At 69.2% G+C, this 15,830-nt stretch carries 14 protein-coding genes; 2 read left to right on the top strand and 12 right to left on the bottom strand.

Annotated elements, in window-relative coordinates; all coding sequences use genetic code 11:
• Window position 1: 1 nt before the first annotated feature.
• Together C468_RS14620 and C468_RS14615 are read right to left on the bottom strand one after the other, a co-directional pair.
• Window positions 2-1,087 (bottom strand): DNA topoisomerase IV subunit A, encoded by a 1,086-nt coding sequence (locus C468_RS14620; protein WP_008849676.1) that lies wholly within the window; start codon window positions 1,085-1,087, stop codon window positions 2-4.
• On the bottom strand, window positions 1,087-3,549 hold the full coding sequence (locus C468_RS14615) for a DNA topoisomerase VI subunit B (RefSeq protein ID WP_008849675.1): 2,463 nt from the start codon (window positions 3,547-3,549) through the stop codon (window positions 1,087-1,089). The genes C468_RS14620 and C468_RS14615 overlap by 1 nt, the downstream gene beginning before the upstream one ends.
• Before the next feature lie 170 nt (window positions 3,550-3,719).
• Here C468_RS14615 and C468_RS14610 point away from each other — a divergent pair, with 170 nt between their 5' ends.
• Window positions 3,720-4,727: an oxidoreductase gene (locus C468_RS14610; protein ID WP_008849674.1), complete on the top strand. Its 1,008-nt coding sequence runs from the start codon at window positions 3,720-3,722 to the stop codon at window positions 4,725-4,727.
• A gap of 42 nt (window positions 4,728-4,769) precedes the next feature.
• Here C468_RS14610 and C468_RS14605 read toward each other — a convergent pair whose 3' ends face one another.
• The gene (locus C468_RS14605) at window positions 4,770-5,354 is read right to left on the bottom strand and encodes a hypothetical protein (RefSeq protein WP_008849673.1); all 585 of its coding nucleotides are present in this window, start codon (window positions 5,352-5,354) and stop codon (window positions 4,770-4,772) included.
• Window positions 5,355-5,458: 104 nt separating this feature from the next.
• A complete protein-coding gene (locus C468_RS14600) occupies window positions 5,459-5,653 on the bottom strand; it encodes a cold-shock protein (protein WP_004045866.1) in 195 nt (64 codons plus the stop codon).
• Window positions 5,654-5,755: 102 nt separating this feature from the next.
• Between C468_RS14600 and C468_RS14595 the strand changes: the two genes are divergently transcribed.
• A complete protein-coding gene (locus tag C468_RS14595; protein ID WP_008849672.1) occupies window positions 5,756-6,412 on the top strand; it encodes an SDR family oxidoreductase in 657 nt (218 codons plus the stop codon).
• A gap of 8 nt (window positions 6,413-6,420) precedes the next feature.
• On the opposite strand, the gene C468_RS14590 is transcribed toward C468_RS14595, so the two are convergent.
• From C468_RS14590 to acs (C468_RS14560), 8 genes are all read right to left on the bottom strand, one after another.
• Window positions 6,421-6,690, bottom strand: coding sequence for a hypothetical protein (locus C468_RS14590; RefSeq protein WP_008849671.1), 270 nt, complete (start codon window positions 6,688-6,690; stop codon window positions 6,421-6,423).
• Window positions 6,691-6,777: 87 nt separating this feature from the next.
• Window positions 6,778-7,239 carry a universal stress protein gene (locus C468_RS14585; RefSeq protein WP_008849670.1) on the bottom strand — a complete coding sequence of 154 codons (462 nt, stop codon included), beginning with the start codon at window positions 7,237-7,239 and terminating at the stop codon, window positions 6,778-6,780.
• A complete protein-coding gene (locus C468_RS14580) occupies window positions 7,239-9,002 on the bottom strand; it encodes a VC_2705 family sodium/solute symporter (protein WP_008849669.1) in 1,764 nt (587 codons plus the stop codon). Before C468_RS14580 ends, C468_RS14585 begins: the two co-directional genes overlap by 1 nt.
• Complete coding sequence (locus C468_RS14575) at window positions 8,999-9,502, bottom strand: DUF4212 domain-containing protein (RefSeq protein WP_008849668.1); 504 nt, start codon at window positions 9,500-9,502, stop codon at window positions 8,999-9,001. The genes C468_RS14580 and C468_RS14575 overlap by 4 nt, the downstream gene beginning before the upstream one ends.
• A 112-nt stretch (window positions 9,503-9,614) precedes the next feature.
• On the bottom strand, window positions 9,615-11,609 hold the full coding sequence (gene acs / locus C468_RS14570) for an acetate--CoA ligase (RefSeq protein ID WP_008849667.1): 1,995 nt from the start codon (window positions 11,607-11,609) through the stop codon (window positions 9,615-9,617).
• Window positions 11,610-11,719: 110 nt separating this feature from the next.
• Window positions 11,720-12,502 carry a bacterio-opsin activator domain-containing protein gene (locus C468_RS19360; RefSeq protein ID WP_394295481.1) on the bottom strand — a complete coding sequence of 261 codons (783 nt, stop codon included), beginning with the start codon at window positions 12,500-12,502 and terminating at the stop codon, window positions 11,720-11,722.
• Between the two features lie 7 nt (window positions 12,503-12,509).
• Window positions 12,510-13,547, bottom strand: a complete 1,038-nt coding sequence (locus tag C468_RS19355) for a tyrosine-type recombinase/integrase (protein WP_394295480.1) — start codon at window positions 13,545-13,547, stop codon at window positions 12,510-12,512.
• A gap of 218 nt (window positions 13,548-13,765) precedes the next feature.
• Window positions 13,766-15,721 carry an acetate--CoA ligase gene (acs, locus tag C468_RS14560; protein ID WP_008849666.1) on the bottom strand — a complete coding sequence of 652 codons (1,956 nt, stop codon included), beginning with the start codon at window positions 15,719-15,721 and terminating at the stop codon, window positions 13,766-13,768.
• Window positions 15,722-15,830 lie beyond the last annotated feature (109 nt).

The raw sequence follows: 15,830 nt of genomic DNA, 5'->3' as shown, positions 1-15,830 counted from the left end.
TTTAGATCACGCCCATCTCGCCGAGCCGCTCGGGGAGGTAAGTGTCGGTGACGAAGTCGAGGCCGCGGCTCGCCAGCGACTGCTGTTCGGACTTCTTCCCGATGTCGAGCTGCAGTTCGATCTGCTCCTCCCAGTAGTCCGTCTGGAACCGCGGGTCGTCGAGCTCCGACTCGAGGGCGTTCACGTCCGAGTCGGAGAGCGGATCGGCCGGGAGGTCGTATTCGACGATGTCCTCGGGCTGGATCCCGACGAACTGCGCCTCCGGCGTCGCGAGGTACTTCGAGAGGTGCGCGGACTTGATCGAGCCGTACGCCACGGAGCCGTAGATCCGGTAGGACCACGGGTCGCCGTCGGCGAAGACGGCGATCGGAACGTCCAGTTCGTCGTGGACGCGCTTCGTGATCCGCCGGGTCGCCCGCGCCGGCTGGCCTTTTAAGTGAATGACGAGGCAGTTGTACGCCTCGTCGAACCCGTTCTCGACGAGCCGGTCGCGCATCCCGCCGGTCTCGACCGCGAGCGCGAAGTCGATGTCGTCGTCGAGGAACTCGATCATGTCGGGGTTGTTCGGGATCTGGTACCCGCCCTCGCCGACGTCCTCCTGACAGTGGATCTCGCGCTCGCCGCGGCGGGTCTGCTCGCGGATCTCCAGCGGTCCCATCAGGGTCGCGCCGGACTCCTCCGGGCGCATGTGGAAGTCCTCGCGGGTGACGCCCGTGACGATCTCTAAGTCCTCCACGAGGTCGTTCGACTCGTCCTGCGACGTGAACTGCGCCTCGTCGTTGTCCCACGACTCCGAGAGGTAGTACAGCTCCCGCAGCGTCGAGGAGCGGTCGTCGTCGAGCTGGTCCGCGAGGAACTCGATCGTGTACGCCGCCTTCAGCAGCTTGCGGGCGCCCCGCACCGAGTTGGCGCTCCGCGTCGACGTGCGGTCGCCGTAGGTCCAGACGCCGCTTTCGGTGTCGTACTCGATGTTGCTCTTCGTCCGCGTCGGCAGCGTCATCTCCGGGATGTTCCCCGCGGCGAACTGGTCGTAGAAGTCCGCCGCCAGGTCGATCAGCTCGTCTCGTGCGTCGCTTTCGGTCGTCATTATGCGTTCACCGTGAGTTTCTCAGTCTCCACGCCGCCGACGCTGACCTCGAAGTCGGCGTCGCCGTCGACCGCGTACGTCAGTTCCCGCTCGTCGCCCGAGGGCACCTCGGGCTTCCACTGGACGAACCACTCGCCGTCCATGTCCACCACCGTCCCGTCGGAGAGGTCGGTCGGCTCCGTCGAGACGATGTCCGTGATCTCCAACCGCTCGTTCACGTCCGAGTGGTTCTCGACGACGAGCGTCACCGTCTCGCCGTTCACCTCCCGCTCGACGCTGACGTTGTTCATGATCCGCGCGAGCGCGCCGTCGATGTCGGGACGTGACCGGCCCGTGACCTCCGAGACCTTGTCGGCCATCTCCGGGAGGATCCTGCCGAGCACGTCCTGCTTCTCCCGGCGCTGCTGCATCGAGCGCCGCTTGTTGAGGTACGACTTCAGCTCGCGGGCGGCCTCCCGCACCGCGAGTTCGATCTCGTCTTCGATCGCGGGGACGTTCGCGAGCGCGTCCTTCGACTCGCTCGTGAACGGGACGTTCGTGGAGGCAACGTGGATACTTATGACGGCCGGGCCGTTGGGGAGCCCCGACCCGCCGGGCTGGTCGAGCCCGTAGTTGCGCCACCCGATGTTCTTGATCACGTCGGTCGTCGCACACGCGCCGCGCTGGTACACGAGCGGGACGCGGTTCGCGAAGCGGAGCAGTTCCACCGACCCCTCGGCCGGGATCTCGCCCCCGTAGGCGATGCCGGCCTCGACGATGAACGGGTCGCCGCCGTGGACCTCGGCGTCGCGGGTCGCCGCGGCGTAGAAGTCGGCGTCGTACTCCTTCCGCAGCCCGGCCTCGACCAGTTCGGCCGTGATCGGCGCGAGGCAGTCGGTCGGCGGCGCGAGGATGTCGGTCGTCCGCATCGCGTCGAGCAGGTCGGCCGCGGCGTCGCGGTCCCCCGCGATCGCCTTCACTTTCGGCGGGTCGTCCGGGACCGTGCGCGCCCGCGACCAGAACGCCTCGACGACGTTCTCGCGGGCCGTCTCGCCGAACGTCGCGTCGTGCTGTTCGGCGACGTAGGTGGCCGCGTCGGCGACGAGGCGGTCGAGGTCGTCGCGGGTGATCCGGAACGCGTCGCCGTCGAGGTTCTCGAACCGGCGCGCGAGCGCCTCGGCCATCGCCCGCACCGCGGCGTCGTCCTTCCGGGTCGAGGTGGCGTCGTCGACGAGGGCGTAGGCGTCGGGGACGAGCGGCGATTCGGTCGCGTCGTCGCCCTCGCCGTCCTCGTCGTCCGCTCCGTTACCAGCTCCGTCGTCACCGGCCCCGGTGATCGCCCGCCACGCGGCGTCGACCGCGTTCTCGCGGACGGTCCCGCCGAACGTCTTGCCCGTGTCGCCCGCGACGGTCTCAGCGACGTTGTCCACGATTTCCGCGAGCTCGGACCGGGAGAGCCGGTCGTTGTTCGCGACCGTCTCGGCGACGCCCTCCGCGAAGGCGGTCGTCGCGTCCCTGCCCTTGTTGGCGACCGCGTCCGCGACCGCGGCCGCGACGTCGCGGTCGTCGTGGGCCCGGGGGGGCGACCACGCGAGCTCGCGGCCGTAGTAGACGTCGCGGAAGTTGTCGATCACGCTGTCGGCGGTCTTCTTGCCGACTCGGGTGAACTCCTCCTGGAGGAACCCGGAGACCGAATACGACTCGGTCGCCTCCAGCATCTTGATCAGCGCGCCGAGCTCGACGCCGTGGGGGTGTGGGCGGATCTCCTTCGTCTCCGCCGGGAGCTCGTCGGTCGCGCGCTCGAACTTCATCGGCTCGTCGAGCCCCGGCTCGCGGAGTTCGAGCCGCGCGTGGGGGTTGACGACCGCGGTGTGTTTCACGTAGTCGTGGAGCTGCTGACGGGCGCGCATGTTCGCCTCCATCTCCAGCTCGATCCGGGTGCCGTGGGGGCGGTCCCACGTCGTCTCCTCGTCCGCCTTGATCTCCGGCTCGTTCGTGTCGGTGTCGATGATGAGCTCGAAGTACTGCGCGCGGGACTGCCCCTTGGGACGCGAGGTGATCTTCGCGGGCTGGCCGGACGTGAGCTGCGAGTAGAGCACGGCCGCCGAGATCCCGATTCCCTGCTGGCCACGTGACTGCTCGCGGGCGTGGAAACGGCTACCATACAGGAGCTTCCCGAAAACTTTCGGCAGCTGTTCCTTCGTGATGCCCGGGCCGTTGTCCTCGATAATGAGCCGGTAGTAGTCGCCCACCTCCTCGATCTCGATGTAGATATCGGGGAGGACGGCGGCCTCCTCGGTCGCGTCGAGGGCGTTGTCGACCGCCTCCTTGACGGCGGTGACGAGCCCGCGGGCGCCCGAGTCGAACCCGAGCATGTGTTTGTTCTTCTCGAAGAACTCGGCGATGGAGATCTCGCGCTGGCCCTCGGCCAGTTCCTCCGCGATCCCCTCCTCGTCGCCGATCGTCGACTGGAAGGACGTCATTCGGTACCCTCCCCTTTCGCCGAGGCACCTAAAAACGCACCGCCGGCGCGGTGAAAGTGGATCCCGGCGTCAGACGCCGTCTCGTCGCTCTGATCGGGAACGGCTCGCACGAAACGGCACCGTCGGATCCCGCCGACAGATTTCTCCCCGTGACGCCCCAACTGATGCGCATGACCGGATGGACCGCCGAGGACATGCCGCGACTGGACGGAAAGACGGTGGTCGTCACCGGCGCGAACAGCGGCCTCGGCTACGAGGGGACGCGCGCGTTCGCCGCGAAGGGCGCCACGGTGGTGATGGCGTGTCGCAGCGTCGAGCGCGCCGAGGACGCCGCCGCCGAGATTCGCGCCGACGCCGGCGGCGACGTCGCCGGCGACCTCGACGTGCGCGAGTGCGACCTCGCCTCCCTGGACTCGGTGGCGGCGTTCGCCGACGGGCTCGCCGCCGACTACGATGCGGTCGACGTCCTCTGTAACAACGCGGGCGTGATGGCGATCCCACGGAGCGAGACCGCGGACGGCTTCGAGACGCAGTTCGGCGTCAACCACCTCGGGCACTTCGCGCTCACCGGGCGGCTGTTCGACCTCCTCGAAAGAGCCGAGGGGATCGACGGCGTCGGGGCGGCGCGCAGCGCCCCTGGAAGCCGGACGGAGTCAGGCGTCGCACGCGTCGTCACGCAGTCGTCAGGCGCCCACGAGCAGGGGGAGATGGACTTCTCCGATCTCAACTGGGAACAGTCGTACGGCAAGTGGAAGGCGTACGGTCGGAGCAAGCTCTCGAACCTGCTGTTCGCCTACGAACTCCAGCGCCGGATCGACGCCGCGAACCGCGAGACCGACGCCGGCCTCGACGTCCGCAGCGTCGCCTGCCACCCGGGGTACACAGACACCAACCTCCAGATGCGGACCGCCGAGGAGAGCGGCAACCCCCTGATGAAGGTCGGGATGAAGGCCGCGAACGCCGTTCTCGGACAGGACGCCGAAACCGGGGCCGAGCCGATGCTGTACGCGGCCACCGCCGACGTCGACGGCGGCGCGTACGTCGAGCCCGGCGGGCTGATGAACATGCGCGGACACCCGACCGTCGGCCGGTCGAACGACGCCTCTTACGACCGCGAGGACGCCCGCAAGCTCTGGGACTACTCGACGGACGCGACCGGCGTCGAGTTCCCTATTTAAATACGCGCGGCCGGTTCGCGTCCCGCCGGCCCCGGGCAGGAGCTAGTGTAACGTCCCCTCGCGCACGTGGTCGTCGTGCGCGAACAGCGCGTAGCCCACGTCGACCGGCCGATACCCGGTCCGGTCGGCGATCTCACGGATCGGCTCGATCATCGCGACGTAGTCCGCGGCGTCGAAGCTCTCCTTGCGGCCGTCGACGTAGCCGAGCCGTTCCAGCGAGGCCCACACGCGGGTGTCGACGACGGCGTGGCGGTCGCCGTCGAGCGCGGCCAGCACGCACGACGCGGTCGGCGCTTTGAACCCCGATAACCCCGTTATCAGGTGGATCACGGAGAAGTCGCCGTCGACCGCGCGGGCGTTGCGGGTCACCTCTCGGCACCGGTCCTCCGGGTTCGTCTCGACGTGGTACGCGCTCCGCGTCGACGACTCGTAGGCGATCTCGTACAGCTGGTCGCGGGTCAGGTGCCCCTGCGAGCGGTACCGCTCGCCGAACGCGTCGAGCCGCTCGGGCAGAACGCCCTGCGTCTCGGCGTAGCGCTCGAGGTACTCGGCGACGAACGCCTCGAGGTCGGTCGCGTCGGAGTCGGTCGCGTCGGGGTCGGTCGCGTCGGAGTCGTCGACGTCCATGCCGGATCGCCTCGCTCTGCGACCAAAATCCCGGCGCCGTCGCTCGGCGTGTGATATACACGGAACGCGTTTCGAGAGCTGTCCGAGCGCGTCGAAGCCGACGATTACAGCCGGGTGAGGTTCGTCGCGCGCGGCCCTTTGTCCGCCTCCTCGATCTCGAACTCTACCTCCTGTCCTTCCTCGAGATCCGGGCCGCCGACGTCTTCCATGTGGAAGAATACGTCCTCGTCAGCGTCGTCAGTCTCGATGAATCCGTAGCCGCCGGTGTCGTTGAAGAAGTCGACCTTGCCTGTCGCCATCGCGTGTGGATCCACTCCCGACTGGGTGATAAGTGTTGTGTGGGTCGCGCGATCGCGGTCGTCGACCGAAACGGCAAGGGCGATGCGCACCAATGCCCACCCATGTCGACCCTCCTCGTCGTCGGCGGCAGCGGATTCATCGGCCGCGAGATCTGCCGGCTCGCGGTCCGGGACGGTCACGACGTACGGAGCGTCTCGCGCGGCGGGCGGCCGGCCGCCGACTCGCCGTGGGTCGATGCGGTCTCGTGGACCAGCGCAGACCTCTTCCGGCCCAACGCGTGGCGGGACCGACTCGACGGCGTCGACGCCGTCGTCCACGCGGTCGGGACGAGCGACGAGGCGCCGGACGCGGGAGTCACCTTCGAGCGGCTCAACGGTGACAGCGCGATTCTCACCGCGCTGGAGGCCGAACGCGCGGGCGTCGAGACGTACGTGTTCCTCTCGGCCGCGGTAGCGCCCCCGCGGACCCGTCACGCGTACCTGAACGCCAAGCGGCGCGCCGAGGCGGCCGTCGCCGACCTGGCGTTCGAGCAGGTCACGCTCCGTCCGGGGCCGGTGTACGGCACCGACCGTGTCCGGGGTTCTCGGGCGGTGAACGCCGGGCTCCGACTCGCCGACTCCGTCTCGCCGATCGCGGACCGCCTCGGCGAGTCGCGGCCGCTCCCGGTCGAGACGGTCGCGCGGGCCGCCTACCGTGCGGCGCTCGACCCGGGGGAGTCGCTGCTCGACGTCGGGGACATCCGGGATCTCGGGCGGTAGCGCTCCCGTCAGCGGTCACTCTCCTGTGCTCTCGCCATCTCCAGCGAGATGAAGAAGCCGAAGTACGCCGGAATGCCGGCGAGCATGAACATGTACAACACCCACTGCGGCGAGGTCGAAAACAGGAAATCGTACAGCAGCGACGCGATCGTCACCCAGACGACCGCGAACGCGAGGTCCTGTACCATTCCGGTTCGGTTCCCCCTGACGTGAGACCGGACCCGATCGGCGAGGCTCTCGTCCGCGTCTGACTCGTCGAGGCGTTCGGCGTCTGTCATGGGTGAGCGTCGGTGTCGAAATACGTCGGTGTTCCGGAACGGTACGGGGGTCGAGCGCCTCCGAGTCGGGCGACGCTCGGCGGCGGTTCACTCCTCGTCGAGGTAGTCGACGACGAGGACGGGGACGTGCGTGGACCGCAGCGTCCGCTCGGTGACGCTTCCGAGGAGCGCACGCCGGACGCCCGCGCGCCCGTGGCTCCCCATCACGATGAGGTCGATGCCGTGGGTCTCGGCGTAGTCGCCGATCACCTTGTGCGGCCGACCGCCGGAGACGTGTTCGACGATCTCGACGCCCCGCTCGGCTCCGCGCTCGGCGACCACGCCGGTCGCCTCGTCCGCCTGTTCTTTCAGTTCCCCCATCTCGTCGAACCGGCCCTGCTTGAGCCGGTCGACCTGTTCGGTTCCGAGGCTGAAGTTCACGGAGTCGATGTCGACCACGTACAGCGCGTGGACCTCAGCGCCGTACTTCTCCGCGAGGTCGAGCGCGTGGTCGACGGCGGCCTCCGCGACGTCGCTTCCGTCCGTGGGAACAAGGATGCGTTCGTACATTATCGCTCCTCCGTGGCTTCGTCGTCGTCAACTGCGCGGCCCCCGTCGGCGGCCGCGTCGTCAACTGCGCGGCCCCCGTCGGTCGCAACGTCCTCGCCGCCGTCGGCGACGACGTCCTCGGCGGTCTCCTGTTGCCCCATCGGCTCGGGGCTGTGACACTGCCGGACGATCCGCTTCGTTTCGAGCGACGGCTCGTCGGTCGCCATCGAGACGGCGATGGTGACGACGAACACGACCGGGAGCGTGATGAGCGCCGAGCCGATGGCGGGCATCCACGTCGCCAGCCCCGCCGACAGCGGCGCCTCGAGCGAGCCGATGTACGTCGGGACGATCTGGTTGATCATCGGGATGGACCAGAGCGTCAGTCCGGTCGTCATGCCGGCGAGCGCGCCCTGGCGGTTGGCGTTCTCCCACCACATACCGAGGAAGAACATCGGGAAGAGGACGGAGCCGGCGAGCGAGAACGCGTACCCCACGAGCGCCGCGATCGACGACGCGGGATTGAGCGCGGCCAGCGTGGTCAGCGCGCCCAGGGCGACGATCGAGAGGCGGCCGACGAGGATCTGCTGGCGCTGCGTCGCGTCCTCGTTGATGATGTTCGTGTAGATGTCGTGGCTGATCGCCGACGAGCCGGCGATGAACAGGCCCGCGACCGTCGCGATGGCCGCGGCGATACCGCCCGCCGCGACGATGCCGACGAACCAGTCCGGGAGCCCGGACAGCTGCGTCGCCAGCACGACGATGACCTCGCTGGCCGCGCTCGTCATGCCGGGGTCGCCGTACGTCGCACCGACGTTCTGCGTGTAGAGGTCGGTGCCGAACGCCGCGAACGCCGGGGCGCTCCAGTAGAGGATACAGATGAAGAACAGCCCCCAGACCGTCGACCAGCGGGCCGTCCGCTCGCTCTCGACCGTGTAGAACCGGACGAGCACGTGCGGGAGCCCGCAGGTGCCGACGATCAGCGAGAACGTCGTGGCGACCCAGAGGTAGTAGCTCGAGGAGGCGAACGGCTCGGAGAACTCGCTGCCGAGCTCGCTGATCAGCATTCCGTACTCGAGCTGCGGCAGCACCGTGGAGTAGCCGTTGGTGTAGCCGACGACGAACAGCCCGACGACGAACGCGAGGATGAGGATGACGTACTGGACGGCCTGGTTCTTCGTGGCGCCCAGCATCCCGGACAGCGTCAGGTAGCCGACGGTGACGACCATCATAGCGACGACCATCACCTGGTACCCGTCGAGGCCGGGGATGAGACCCCCGTAGTTACCGAAGATGTACAGGCCGACGAGCGCCATCCCCTTCGCCTGCCCGATGGCGTAGACGAAGCCGATGAGGAACGTCGTCACCGCCGCGATGGCGCGCGCGGTGTCGGAGTTGAACCGGTCGCCGACGAAGTCCGGCGCGGTGTACTTCCCGAACCGGCGCAGCTGCGCGGCCAGGAAGATGAGCAGGATGAAGTACCCCGTCGTCCAGCCGACGACGAACACCAGCCCGTAGAACCCCGCGAGCGCGATCGACGCCGCCATTCCGAGATAGGACGCCGCCGACATCCAGTTGGCGCCGATCGCCATCCCGTTCTCGACGTTGCCGATGGACCGGCCGGCGACCCACATGTCGTCGGTGTCGGCCACGCGGAAGACGAAGCCGATCGTGAGGAACAGTCCCAACATCCCGAGCACGAGGAGCGCCGGCGCCAGCTTGAACGAGATGTCGAGCGCCTCCGGGAGGAGGTCGCTCTGCAGGAGGAGCGAGCTCCCCGTCATTCCTCTGTCCCTCCGTCGGCCGCCGCGACCCCGGCACCACTCTTACTCTCCGCGACGTCGGCGTGATCGATACCGTACTTCTCGTCGAGCGCGTCCCGCTTACGCGAGTACCAGAACGCTAAGATCAGCGCGCTGGTCGGAGCGCCGAACGCGACGAGGAAGTAGTGGAGCGGGAAGCCCAAGATCGGCATCTGGCTCGTCATCGGACCGGGCGCGATCCGCGTCAGGGTCACCGGCCCCCACACCGCGAGTACCCAGACGGCGAACCCCGACCAGACGATGCGGAGGTGATCGCGCATGTACGGCGTGCTCGGATTGAGGATGTTCACTTCCGCTCCGAGGTAATCGGTGTCGTTGTGCGCCTGTGCCGCGCTCGCGGCGACGCCGCCGTCGGTGGCCGCGTCGTCCGCTGCGCGGCCCCCATCCGTGACCGCGTCGTCCGCTGCGCGGCCACCGTCCGTGACCGCGTCGTCCGACTGTTGTGAGCTATTATCTGTCATGTGTTGTGGTGTGTATTGTCGTGGTGCGTTTGTACGATTTTATCGTGATATTTATTCGCGGTGTCGAGCGCGTCGTCTCTCGTTGGGTGTCTCGAAAACGGTGGTGCCGCGGTCAGTCGCCTTCCGCCTTCCGCTGGATCTCCTCGACGATCTCCGGGTTCCGGAGGGTGCTGGTGTTACCCAACTCCTTCCCGTCGGCGATGTTCTCCAGCAGGCGGCGCATGATCTTCCCGGACCGGGTCTTCGGCAGGTCGGGCGTGAACACGACCTGCTCCGGGCGGGCGATCGGGCCGATGGCGTCCTCGACGCCCGCGATAATCGCGTCGCGGAGCTCGTCGTTGCCCTCGTACCCGTCTTCGGTCGTCACGTACGCGTAGACGGCCTCGCCTTTGATGTCGTGGTCGCCGCCGACGACGGCGGCCTCGGCGACGCCCTCGACGCCGACGATGGCCGACTCGATCTCCATCGTCCCGAGCCGGTGGCCGGAGACGTTGAGCACGTCGTCGACGCGCCCGAGGACGGTGATGTAGCCGTCCTCGTCGATCTTCGCCCCGTCCTCCGGGAAGTACACCCAGTCTTCGGGGTCGTCGCTGTCGGTGTCGGAGTACTCCGCCCAGTACTCGTCGATGTAACGCTCGTCGTTCTTGTACAGCGTCCGGAGCATGCCGGGCCACGGCTTCTGTACCGTGAGGTAGCCGGCCTTTCCGGGCTCTACCTCGTCGCCGAGCGTGTCGAGGATCTGAACGTCGAGCCCCGGGAGCGGCGGTCCGGCCGCCCCGGGCTTCATGTCTTTGACCCCGGGCAGCGTCGTCACCATCATGCCGCCGGTCTCTGTCTGCCACCAAGTGTCGACGATCGGGCACTCCTCGTCCCCGATGTGCTGGTAGTACCACTTCCACGCGCGGGGGTTGATCGGCTCGCCGACCGTGCCGAGCAGCCGCAGCGAGGAGAGGTCGTGGGCGTCGGGGTACTCCGAGCCCCACTTCATGAACGCCCGGATGGCGGTGGGCGCGGTGTACAGCTGGGTCGCGTCGTGCTCCTCGACGATCTCCCAGAGGCGGTCGCGCTCCGGGTGGTCGGGCGTCCCCTCGTACATCATCGTCGTCGTCCCGAGCGCGAGCGGCCCGTAGACGATGTAGGAGTGACCCGTGATCCAGCCGATGTCGGCCGAACAGAAGTACGTGTCATCCGGCTTGATGTCGAGGACCGACTGCGAGGTCCACGACACCCACGAGAGGTAGCCGCCGGTCGTGTGTTTCACGCCCTTCGGCTTCCCGGTCGTCCCCGAGGTGTACATCAGGAACAGCATGTCCTCGGCGTCGCGGGTGACCGGCTCGACTTCCGCGCCCTCGTGTGCCGCGACGAGGTCGCCGTAGTCGAGCTGGTCGTCACCGAGGTCGTGACCGAAGTCGTCGCCGTTCGGACCGAGCCGGTCGACGACGACCGTGGTCGTGTCGTGTTCGACGCCCGCGAGCCCCTTATTCGCCTTGTCGAGGTGGTCGAGCGGGTCGCCGCGCCGGTAGTAGCCGTCGCAGGTGACGAGGTACTCCGAGTCCGCGGAGTTCATCCGCGTCGCGAGCGCGTCCGCCGAGAACCCGGCGAAGACGACGCTGTGGGGAGCGCCGATGCGGGCGCACGCCAGCATCGCGATCGGCAGCTCCGGGATCATCGGCATGTACATCGTCACCACGTCGTCCTCCTCGACGCCCTGCTCGCGGAGCGCGGCCGCGAACTCGTTCACCTCCCGGTGGAGCTCTTCGTACGTGTACGTGCGGTCGTCCTCGTCGACGGGCTCGCCGACCCACTCGATCGCGGCCTCGTCGCCGCGCTCGTCTAGGTGTCGGTCGAGGCAGTTGGCCGACGCGTTCAGCTCGCCGCCCGTGAACCACTCGTAGAAGGGAGGGTTGCTGTCGTCCAGCACCTGGTCGTAGTCCGTCTCCCAATCGAGCAGATCGGCGGCCGCCTCCCAGCACTCCGGCCAGTTCTCGTCGAACTCCTCGTAGACGCCGGGATCGGACGCGTTCGCCTGCTCGACGAACGACTCCGGCGGCTCGAACACCTCCTGCTCTGCGAGTCTCGCTTCCAGTTGACCGTCTCCCTCTGTCATGGTACGCTCTGTAGCAAACCGATCTCACCCCTTAAACGATGGCGCTAAATACGAAAAATCGTGATAGATTCTCCCTCCGTGCCGGAGCGTCTCGACCGCTCGGAAGTAATTCACCCCTGATCGACGCGACGAGCGCGCTGCCCGTCCTCGAACAGCTCGTCGAGCAGGCGGCGTTGGGCCTTCCGGAGGTGGTTGTGGAACGTCGGCGAAGAGACGTCCATGGCGTCGGCGACCTCCTCCGCGGTGCTCCCCCGCGGCCAGTCGAAGTACCCGCCGTGGTACGCGGCCGACAGCGCGGCCCACTGGCGGTCGGTGAACCGGTCCGCGACTCCTTCCCGAAGCGAGTCCTCGCTCTGTGGCGACCGCGGCACCGACTCCTTGCTCGCGAGCCGGGCGTCGGCGAAGGCGTCTCGGAACCCGTCGGCGACGGGGCGTACGTCGGCGCCTTCGGGGAGATCGGCGACGACTCGGACCGTCCCGTTCTCCGCGGTCGCGTCGCGAACGGTCGCGCCGTGCTCGGTGAGCGTCCGGACCGCTGAGCCGCCCGCCACACGCGCAGACACGTCGCAGCCGTCCTCGCGCGTCTCGATCACGCGGAGGTCGGAGACCCCGGACGCGCCCGCGACCGCGTCGGCCACCGCCTGCGGACGCGCCCCCTCCACGGAGAGGTAGAACCGGGAGGCGTCGTCGTCGACGGCCACCGTCGAGGCCAGTTTGATCCGACAGCCCAGCGCCGCGCTCGCCCGGGCGAGGAACGCCCCCTCGTCGCCGGTGTGGAACTCCACCTCGATCACCGCGTCGGAGTGGAGCAGATCGCGCCAGCGGCCCGCGGTCACCGCCCACCCGAGACACCGCCCGAGCGCGGCGATCTCGCGTCGTTCGACGGGCGACACGGGGCGTTCACCGTCGGCGACGACGCACAGCGCCCCGTGCGTCACGTCGCGGTACCGGAGGGGCGCCGCGACCGCCGGCCGACCGGCGGNGGTACCGGAGGGGCGCCGCGCCCGCCGGCCGACCGGCGGTCGCCGGGGACCCGTCCGTCGCGACCGGCTCCCCCTCCTCGATCGCGTCTCGCCACGGTCCGTCGGCGGTCGCGCCGCGGTCGACGAGCGCTTCTCGTTCGACCCCGGCCGTGCCTGCGATCTCGACGCGGTCGCGGTCCCCCGTCCCGCGGACGACCCACGCCTCGGCCCAGCGGTCGGCCTCGATCGCGCCCTCGGGGACCGTCGCGAGGGGCGTCGCCCGGTCGTCACCGCCGGCGAGCGACTCGAACCCCCCGAGGGCAGTCGGTCCAGAGCCACCTCCCGGTCCGACGGGTCCCCCGTCGCGGTCGCCGGCGACCGCCTCGGCGATGGCGTCCCCGTCGAGCGGTCCGAGGTAGTCGTCGAGCGTCGCCATCGTCTCCCATCCGCCGGCCTCGCGGACGACGTGCGGGTCCACGCCGCGGTCGACGAGGAGCCGACGCGCGAAGGTCCGTCGGAGGTCGCGCGGGGTCACGTCGGGGCCGACGAGCCCGTCGGTCCGCGCCGCCGCGCGCTCCGCGGTCTCGCTCACGATCATCTGGACGCGGCGGGGCGACACGTCGACGAACGGCTCCGACTCGGCGAGGTCGACGCTCTCGGCGTACCGACGCAGTTCCGCCGCCAGCGACGCCGGGACCGCCGTCTCGCGGTCGACCCCGTCTCGGGACCGCGGCGCGCGACCCGCCTCGCCGCTATCGCCCGGTTCGGGTTCCGGCCCCGGGCCGTCCGAGGGAACCGCGAGGAGAGAGAAATCGCTGTCCCCCTCGGGCTCGCGGAGGTGCCGCGGCGTGACGCGCGTTATCTCGCCGGTTCGGAGGCCAGCCTCGCCGCCGAGACGGACGACCAGCGCGGCGCGGTACGTCTCCGCCGCGGTCACGAGCGCCTCGTACGCGTCGGCGTCCAGTCCCTCGACCATTCGTTTCGTATTCACAGCGAAACACGAAGTAAATCTTTCCCCGGAAGACACACCCGAACGACCGGTCAACGCTCGCGTCAACCCTCGGCCCGATCTCTCGGCCGTCTCTCCGCGAGTGGATCGCCGACTAACTTCGCTTCTGTAAACAGATCCGAAACGAAGGCGACGTCCGACTCACACATGAGCCGGTGACCGCCGTCACTCCTCGCGGACCACCGTCACTCCTCGCGGACCGCAGACTCGATCTCGCCGACGACCTCGGGGTTGCGGAGGGCGCTCACGTCGCCGAACTCGTCGCCGCGCGCGATGTCTTCCAACAGGCGGCGCATGATCTTCCCGGACCGGGTTTTCGGCAGGTCGGGCGTGAACACGACTCGGTCGGGACGCGCCACGTCGCCGACCGCGCGCGCCAGCCGCTCGCCGATGGCGCCGCGGAGCGTCTCGTCTGGGTCCACGTCGCCGCGAGTCGTCACGTACGCGACGATCCGCCCGTCGCCGTCGCCGACGACCGCGGCCTCGGTGACGCCCTCGGCCCCGACGATGGCCGACTCCAGCTCGGCGGTGTTGAACCGGTGCGTCCTGACGTTGATTACGTCGTCGACGCGCCCGAGGATCGTCACATACCCGTCCTCGTCGACGGTCGCGCCGTCCCCGGTGCGGTACCGCCACCCGTGGTCGCCCTCCAGCCAGTACTCCCGGCGGTACCGCTCGTCGCCCTCGCGCAGCCCCCGGAGCATGCCGGGCCACGGGGCGGCGATCGTGAGGTACCCGGGCTCGCCGGGCTCGACGGGCTCACCGTCCTCGTCGACGACGCGCGCGTCGATCCCCGGCAGCGGCGGCCCGACCTTCCCGGGCTTCATCGGGGTGACCCCCGGCAGCGTCGCGAGCGAGATGGCGCCGGTCTCGGTCTGCCACCAGGTGTCGACGACCGGGGCCTCGCCGCCGCCGACGTGATCGCGGTACCACCGCCACGCCTTCGGGGTGATCGACTCGCCGACGGTCCCCAGCAGGCGGATCGACGACAGGTCGTGGGCCTCCGGGTACTCCGCGCCCCACTTCATGAACGACCGGATGGCGGTCGGCGAGGTGTAGAAGACGCTGACGGCGTTGCGCTCGATCAGATCCCACACGCGCTCGCGGTCGGGGTAGTCGGGCGACCCCTCGTAGAGGACGCTCGTGGTCCCCACCGAGAGCGGGCCGTACACGCCGTAGGAGTGGCCCGTGATCCACCCGATGTCGGCGGCGCACCAGTAGGTGTCGTCCGGGCGCACGTCGAGCACGTTGCGGGTCGTCCACGCGACGTGCGCGAGGTAGCCGCCGGTCGCGTGTTCGACGCCCTTCGGGCGCCCCGTGGTCCCGGAGGTGTACATCACGAAGAGGAGGTCGGTGGCGTCGCGCGCGACGGGGTCGACCGCCTCCCCGTCGTGCGCCTCCACGATCGCCTCGTACGCGTGTTCGTCGGTCCCGAGCGACACGTCGAGCGCGTCGCCGAGCCGGTCGACGACGACCGTCGCGGACAGGTCGGCGTCGGCCCGGAGCCGGGCGTTGTCCGCCTTCGACTTCTGGTTGAACGCGTCCTCCCGCCGGTAGTAGCCGTCGCAGGTGACGAGGTACTCCGAGTCGGCCGCGTCGATCCGGGTGGCGAGCGCCTCCGCCGAGAGCCCCGCGAAGACGACGTTGTGGGGCGCGCCGATCCGGGCGCACGCCAGCATCGCGATCGGCAGCTCCGGGACCATCGGGAGGTACAGCGTCACCACGTCGTCCTCCTCGACCCCCAGTTCGCGGAGCCCGGCCGCGAGCGCGTTCACCTCGCGGTGGAGGTCGAGGTAGGTGTACGACCGGCGCTCCCCGCGTTTCCCGAACCAGCGGATCGCGAGCTGGTTCCGGCGCTCGTCGAGGTGGCGGTCGACGCAGTTCGCGGCGGCGTTGAGTCGCCCGTCCGGAAACCACTCGTAGAAGGGGGGGTCGTCGTCGTCCAGCACTCGGTCGTACTCCGTCTCCCAGTCGAGCAGGTCGGCGGCGCGGCGCCACGCCGACGGTCCCTCGTCGTCGAACGCCTCGTACAGCTCCGGGTCGCTCGCGACGGCCCGGTCGCTGAACGAGGCGGGCGGCTCGACGACCTCGTCGCCGGCGGTCCCGTCCGCCCGCCGGCCGTCGACTCCGGCGTAATCCATGATACTATCTCGCAAGCGAAGGAATGTATACTTTGTCCGACTGTGCGGCGGTGGGCGGGCTGCCACGGTCGACTCGGCGGGCGCGAGCCCGGACGCCTACGTCGACTCG

The sequence above is a fragment of the Halorubrum kocurii JCM 14978 genome (assembly GCF_000337355.1).
GTDB classification, from domain to species: Archaea; Halobacteriota; Halobacteria; order Halobacteriales; family Haloferacaceae; genus Halorubrum; species Halorubrum kocurii.
The sequence above is the reverse complement of the archived record's forward strand: the minus strand, read 5'-3'. Positions and strand labels throughout refer to the sequence as shown.